A 6,244-nucleotide genomic window follows, 5' to 3' on the forward strand; every position below is an offset into this window, starting at 1 on the left:
GAGTCGGCGCAATGGGTTGCGAGCCCTTGCTGTCACTTCGATTCCACGACTTCACCTGCAACGCCAGCGTCTTCATCCATTGCCGCAACCTTTCCAGCCGCAAGCGCCCGCAAAGCGCCCATCAGCGCCGTGAACCGCTCCTCGCCAATGCGATCGACATAGCGCCGTTCAATCTCCATCTTGACCCGATCGCCATCACGCAGGGCGGCCAGCCCCTTGCGCGTATAGCGCACCAGCTTGCCGCGACCATCTTGCGGATCGGGCAGGCGCTCGACGATGCCTTCCGCCTCGAGGCCGTCGAGCAGTTGCTGGATCGCCTGCTTGGAGATTGCCGAGCGTTCGATCAAGGCCGACTGGCGAATGCCGCTCCTTTCGATATGTCCGAGCAGTCCGGCGCGCGCTTCAGTGAACCAGCCATGACCGGCGGCACGCATCGCGGCGGCGAATTCGGCCTGCCAGGCACGGCTTGCCTGCCATAGCCGCCAGCCGACGTGATCCGGCAATTCCTCGGTTTTTTCGTCAAGCTCCTTGACCATTTTATCCAGACTCCATATAGTCAAGATACTTGACGATATTCGACCCGTCGAGGCCTTTCCAACTCAAGCACGCGGACAGAGACCATGACAATTCTCGACAGGAATACGCTGGCAGTTATCATGATGGGCACCACGCATGTCATCGACATGGGCGGCAAGGATGCCTTCATCCACTACGAAGACGAGAACCGGGCGCATATGCTGCTGCCGGATGGTACCCTTTTCCATGGACTTTGGACGCTGCTCGACGACGGCTACAAGGTCGAATGGAAGGACGGCCCCACCGGCTCGTGGAAACTCGATCATTCGTCGGGAGCAATCAACTATGTCGACGCGAACGGCGCCGTGCGCGGGCGCATTTCGCGCATCGATTTCGGCGATCCCGCGCGCTTGGCCGCGTGATCCGATTTGCGGTCAGGCGCCCAGCAGGCCATCGCCGATCGCCTGTTCCAGCAGCCCGACCGCCCCGGCAAGTTTCTCGTCGATGACGTGCAGATATTCGGTCCAGTCGTTGACATGCCGCAGGTCGGCGGCACCATCGGAAATGCCGCGCAGCCCGATCAGCGGGATGTCGAACCACTGGCAGGCGCGCAAGCAGGCGAAGGTCTCCATGTCGACCATGTCAGCCGCGATTGCGTCATAGGCGGTGCCGGTGATGATCGCGCCTCCGGTCGACAGCGTGGCCTCCCGTATGCCTGGAATGCGTAAGGGCAGCGGCACCGTCACCGGCAGGTCGAGGAAGGGCGTCGCGCCCTTCTCGAAACCGAGCGGCGAGGCGTCGATGTCGCGATAACCGACCGAGATGGCCTGGTAGATTTCCGTCTGCTCCAGCGTCCGGCTGCCGGCCGAGCCGAGCGATACGACGAGGTCCGGCAGGGTCTTCTGCGATTTCAGCCAGGAGAGTTCGGCGCCCAGCCTAACGCCGGCCTCGACTGGCCCGACGCCCGTCATCAGTGGCATGAACAGCCGCTTGAGGTGCGGGCCGTATTCAGCCTGCGCCGCCATGACGAAGAGGATGTCCTTGCCCGATAGATTAGTCAGCTTGCCGGTCACGACGATCTGCTCCTGGTGGCGCCAAACCCTGCGCCGGAAGGTAAGAAAGGGGATGTGCCCTCACCGGCCTCCGGCCCTCCGCTATAGCTCCGGGCGTTCGTCGCTCGAAAAGCCCATTCAGGGGCCTTTCGTCCGCCACGCGAACCGGGCTCTCACCCTTCGATGCCATCACGCCCGACCACTGTCATCATCGTGCCGGTCATGGTGGCGATCAGCTTCGCCTCGCCATCGGTGGCGAAGGCATAGGCCTGGCCGTCGGCAACGATGATGGTACGACCGGGTTTGGTCACCGAGCCGCGGAACAGGAAGCGCTCGCCCCTGCCCGGTGCCAGGAGATTGACCTTGAACTCGATGGTCAGCACGCTGGAGCTTTCCGGCATCAGCGAGAAGGCGGCATAGCCGCAGGCAGAGTCCAGCGCCGTCGAGATGACGCCGGCGTGGAGGAAGCCGTGCTGCTGGGTCAGTGCCGCCGAATAGGGCATCTCGATCTCGATGATGCCGGGCGTCACCAGGGTCAGCTCGGCGCCGATCGTCGCCATTGCCTTCTGGCGCGCGAAGGATGTCCTGACGCGGTCTTCATAGTCCGGGGCGGGTACGATCTTTGCTGCCATGGCCGTTGCCTTCCTTTATGCGGATAAGCTTATTGCAGAGGCACGGGCGGCAGGCAAATGCTTTTGCTGCACTGCAACAAAAGCAATCCCGGAGGTGCTAGTTCAACCAGAGAAGCGATGCGTTGAGCAAAGTGGCGAATGCCACCCATGCCGCATATGGCGCGAACAGCCAGCCGGAAAGCCGGTCGCGGTTCCAGACCCTGGCAATGAACAGCACGATGCTGGCGAGAAGAAACACAATGACGACCAGGGCAGGACCAATCAGCCTGGCGCCGAAGAAGGTTGGCGACCATAGAAAATTCAGCATCAGCTGGACGCCCCAGATCTTCATAGCGGTTCCTGTCGGCTGCCGCAGCCATGTCCGCCAGCCCGCCACGGCGATCAGTACATAGAGCAGCGTCCAGGCAGGCCCGAAGATCCAGTTGGGCGGATTGAACGGCGGCTTTGCCAGTGATGCATACCAGGCGCCCGGCAGCGTTGCGTAGCCGATCAGCAGGCCTCCACCCAGCACCAGGATGAGGAAGAGCAGAAGCGTCAGATATCTTTGCAAGGATTTCCCCCCGATGGCGGCATGAGGCGCGCATCTGCAACTGGGGCGCTATCGCCACCTGTCAACGGCAGCGTCAGTTCGCCCGGCGCATGGCACAGAAATAAAACCCGTCCGTGCCGCTCAGCGCCGGCGACAGCGAGATGTCGCCGGCGGCGCCGATGCGCACCGCCGCGTCATGGCCCGGAAAACGGCTGTCCCAGAGCTTGCGGTGATCGACCGGCACGAAGCCGCTGTTGCGCTCCCGGAACGCCGCGATCTGTCCAACATTCTCCTCGTCGAATACCGAGCAGGTGATGTAGACCAGCAGGCCGCCGGGTTTGACATAGGCTTTTGCCGCATCGAGGATCGCCGACTGTTCGCCCTTGCGGGCATCGAGCTGTCTTTGCGTCAGCCGCCATTTAGCGTCGGGACGGCGCCGCCAGGTGCCACTGCCGGTGCAAGGCGCGTCGACGAGAACGATGTCCATGTGGTTGGAGAGCGGCGCGAGCTCCGAAGGCTTGGTGACCACCTGCACATTGCGGTTTTCCGAACGGCGGATGCGGTCGAAGATCGGCGCCAGCCGTGCCTTTTCGGCATCGTGGGCAAAGATCTGGCCGCGATTGTCCATCGCAGCCGACAAGGCCAGCGTCTTGCCGCCGGCGCCGGCGCAGAAATCGAGCACCTGCATGCCGGCCTCGGCGCCGGCAAGGGCGGCCGCCACCTGCGAGCCTTCGTCCTGGACCTCGAACCAGCCTTTCTGGAAAGCCGGCTCGGCCTGCACGTTCGGGTGCCTGCCGTCACCATCGATCGGCGGGATGCGGATGCCGTGCGGCGCGATGGCGGCAGGTTTCGCACCGGTTCCCGACAGTTCCGCCAGCACCTTGTCGCGATTGGCCTGCAGTGTGTTGACCCTGAGGTCGAGCGGCGGGCGTGTCGCCAGCGCCGCACCCTCGTCGACCCAGCTGGCGCCGAAGGCTTGCTCGAAAAGCGGCGCGCACCAGTCGGGAACATCCGCGCGCACCGCGTCCGGCGCATCGGCAAGCCGGCGCCCGGCGATTGCCAGAAGTTCAGCCGCTGTCAGAAGCGGCGGCGCGAACTTGTCGCCTTCAAGCGCATCGTTCAGGGACTGCGCCGTCTGGCCCCATTCGAGCAACAGCGCGCCGAAGCCGATGGCGCGCGGCGTGTCCTCGCCCAGCAGCCAGCCGGCGGAACGCTTGTGGCGCAACGCGTCATAGACGATGTTGCCGATCGCCGCGCGATCACCGCCGCCGGCGAAGCGATGCGACAGGCCCCAGTCCTTCAGCGCGTCGGCCACCGGCCGGTGGCGCCGGCCAATGTCCTCCAGCACTTCAATCGCCGCAGCCAGCCGTCCGCCCAGTCGCATCCGTCATTCCATCAAATCGAGCACATATCTCTCGGCCTGCTCTTAGAGCCTTTCGCGCCTGGATTGAACCCCGCTTCCGTCCCACGACCGCAATCCTGACCGAGGTCAGCGAATCGACGCGACCAGTAAATATCCGTGACTGGTAACAGCAGATCGATCAACAGATGACAGTTCTCTAATGTTCTAATGTTCGCAACTGGCGACTGCAAGCACGGCTTGTGGCGCAACCGCTCTGCTTTCCAAGTTTTTCCGTTGGGAATACTCTTGCCGACATGATTCGCGGTGCGAAAAAGCAGGCTAGCGGATCGATACGAGGAGAGGGCAATGAAGACTTATCTGGCGGAAGTTCTAGGCACATTTCTGTTGGTGTTCATCGGTACGGCTTCTGTGGTGACGGGCGGCTTCGGTGGAGCGCTGCCGCTTGGCCAGGAAGGCATCGGTCTGGCGTTCGGCATCGGCCTCATCGCGGCGGCCTATGCGATCGGTCCCATCTCGGGTGCGCATCTCAACCCGGCGGTGACGCTCGGTGTCTTCCTCGCCGGCCGACTGCCGGCCAAGGACGTCATCCCCTACTGGATCGCGCAGATCATCGGCGCCATCCTCGCCTCGCTGGCACTGTGGATCATCGTCTCCGGCCAGGCTGGCGGACACACCGGCGGCTTCGGCGCCAATGGCTGGGACGACACGAAATGGGGTGTCAGCTCGGCGTTCCTGTGGGAACTGATCGGCACCTTCACCTTCGTCACCGTGATCCTCGGCGTCACGGCTGAAAAGCACGCGACGGCGTTTGCCGGACTGGTGATCGGCCTGACGCTGGCTGGAATTCACTTCGCCATGATCCCGGTGACCGGCACATCGGTCAATCCGGCGCGGTCGATCGGCCCGGCTCTGTTTTCCGGAGGGGCCGCGATCAGCCAGCTCTGGCTGTTCATCGTTGCCCCGTTGATCGGCGGCGCCATCGCCGGTGTCGTCGCCAAGGCACGTGTGTTCGAAAAGGACTGAGCTTCGGAAGGCTGACCGTGGAAAGGCGCGGGCCAAACCCGCGCCCTTTTTCTTTGGTGGATACGAGAATTGCCGTTGGCTCACGCGAATAGAAACTGGCCGTCTGCCGCGATGGCAAGCTACGCCACCTGCTGACGACGCTTTTGCCGAACCGGACATTACCGGCGGCCCCGTTTGAGGGTCGCGGGTGCGCCCGGAACAGCCGACCGAACTATGCGCAAGACAGGCACATCTTTCGCAGCTAATATTCCAGAGCTGCCGCCCCTTACGGCAACGTGGCTGGCGGCGGTATTTGGCTTATCGCCAAGGATGATGCTCGCAAGCTACTGATATCACGGCTGTGGGCCTGAACCAGGGGGGGACAATGGCGATAAGGGTAATCGGAACGGGCTTTGGCCGAACAGGAACGGATTCGATGCGCGAGGCGCTGACGATCCTGGGTTTCGGCCCCTGTCACCACATGTTCGAAGTCATGGCCAATGAACACCAGAAGCGGCTTTGGCGTGCGCTGGCGAAGGGCGCGGCACCAGACTGGAACCAGCTGTTTGCGGGCTACGCGTCCTGCATCGACTGGCCTTCGGCGCATTATTGGCGTGACCTGATTGAGTTCTATCCGGACGCCCGGGTTATCCTGACATACCGATCGCCGGAAAGCTGGTGGGAAAGCTTCGAGAAGACGATCCTGCAGGGCATCAGCCAGAGCACGGATCAGGAATCGCTGGGTCTTGCCTTGATCTCCAGGCAAGTCTTCGACAGCCGGCCGCACGATCGCGCCAATGCCATGGCCGTATACGAAGCCAATGTAAGGGCGGTCATTGCGACAGTGCCGCCGGGTCGGCTTCTGGTCCACAATCTGGGCGACGGGTGGGAGCCGCTCTGCCTGCATCTTGGCGTGCCCGTACCGGACCAGCCGTATCCCAATCGCAACAATACCAAGGACTTTCAGTCGGCTCTTGCACAGAACTAGTCTGGCTGTCTGCAATGGGTCAGGTCACGGCGATATCCGCGACAACGCTCAGGAACCGGACTTGGCGGATTGTGTTGAAAAACTCAGGCTTGAAGCAGCTCTGAAGCACGGATTCAATCTCCTTGGCCAAGGAGATTGAGTCGATGATGGGCGAACCGACGG

At 62.7% G+C, this 6,244-nt stretch carries 8 protein-coding genes; 3 read left to right on the forward strand and 5 right to left on the reverse strand.

The genetic code is table 11. The features are described from left to right. Positions 1–32 precede the first annotated feature (32 nt). The gene (locus BLS48_RS25685) at positions 33–536 is read right to left on the reverse strand and encodes a MarR family winged helix-turn-helix transcriptional regulator (protein WP_091583894.1); all 504 of its coding nucleotides are present in this window, start codon (positions 534–536) and stop codon (positions 33–35) included. 84 nt (positions 537–620) lie between these two features. Here BLS48_RS25685 and BLS48_RS25690 point away from each other — a divergent pair, with 84 nt between their 5' ends. Further along, positions 621–938, forward strand: a complete 318-nt coding sequence (locus BLS48_RS25690) for a hypothetical protein (RefSeq protein ID WP_091583897.1) — start codon at positions 621–623, stop codon at positions 936–938. 12 nt (positions 939–950) lie between these two features. Here the strand turns inward: BLS48_RS25690 and BLS48_RS25695 are convergent, their stop codons facing one another. The 4 genes from BLS48_RS25695 to BLS48_RS25710 form a co-directional block, all read right to left on the reverse strand. Continuing rightward, positions 951–1,589, reverse strand: coding sequence for a 5'-methylthioadenosine/S-adenosylhomocysteine nucleosidase (locus BLS48_RS25695; RefSeq protein WP_091583899.1), 639 nt, complete (start codon positions 1,587–1,589; stop codon positions 951–953). A gap of 152 nt (positions 1,590–1,741) precedes the next feature. Next, positions 1,742–2,200, reverse strand: a complete 459-nt coding sequence (locus tag BLS48_RS25700; protein ID WP_091583902.1) for a PaaI family thioesterase — start codon at positions 2,198–2,200, stop codon at positions 1,742–1,744. 97 nt (positions 2,201–2,297) lie between these two features. Further along, positions 2,298–2,750: a TspO/MBR family protein gene (locus BLS48_RS25705; RefSeq protein WP_091583905.1), complete on the reverse strand. Its 453-nt coding sequence runs from the start codon at positions 2,748–2,750 to the stop codon at positions 2,298–2,300. A 73-nt stretch (positions 2,751–2,823) separates the two neighbouring features. After that, positions 2,824–4,113, reverse strand: a complete 1,290-nt coding sequence (locus BLS48_RS25710) for an RsmB/NOP family class I SAM-dependent RNA methyltransferase (RefSeq protein ID WP_091583907.1) — start codon at positions 4,111–4,113, stop codon at positions 2,824–2,826. A gap of 324 nt (positions 4,114–4,437) precedes the next feature. On the opposite strand from BLS48_RS25710, the gene BLS48_RS25715 reads away from it, so the two are divergent. Next, a complete protein-coding gene (locus BLS48_RS25715; protein WP_091583910.1) occupies positions 4,438–5,115 on the forward strand; it encodes an MIP family channel protein in 678 nt (225 codons plus the stop codon). 364 nt (positions 5,116–5,479) lie between these two features. Continuing rightward, on the forward strand, positions 5,480–6,082 hold the full coding sequence (locus BLS48_RS25720; protein WP_091583913.1) for a sulfotransferase family protein: 603 nt from the start codon (positions 5,480–5,482) through the stop codon (positions 6,080–6,082). The last annotated feature ends 162 nt before the right edge of the window (positions 6,083–6,244 follow it).

The organism is Mesorhizobium qingshengii (assembly GCF_900103325.1).
GTDB lineage: Bacteria > Pseudomonadota > Alphaproteobacteria > Rhizobiales > Rhizobiaceae > Mesorhizobium > Mesorhizobium qingshengii.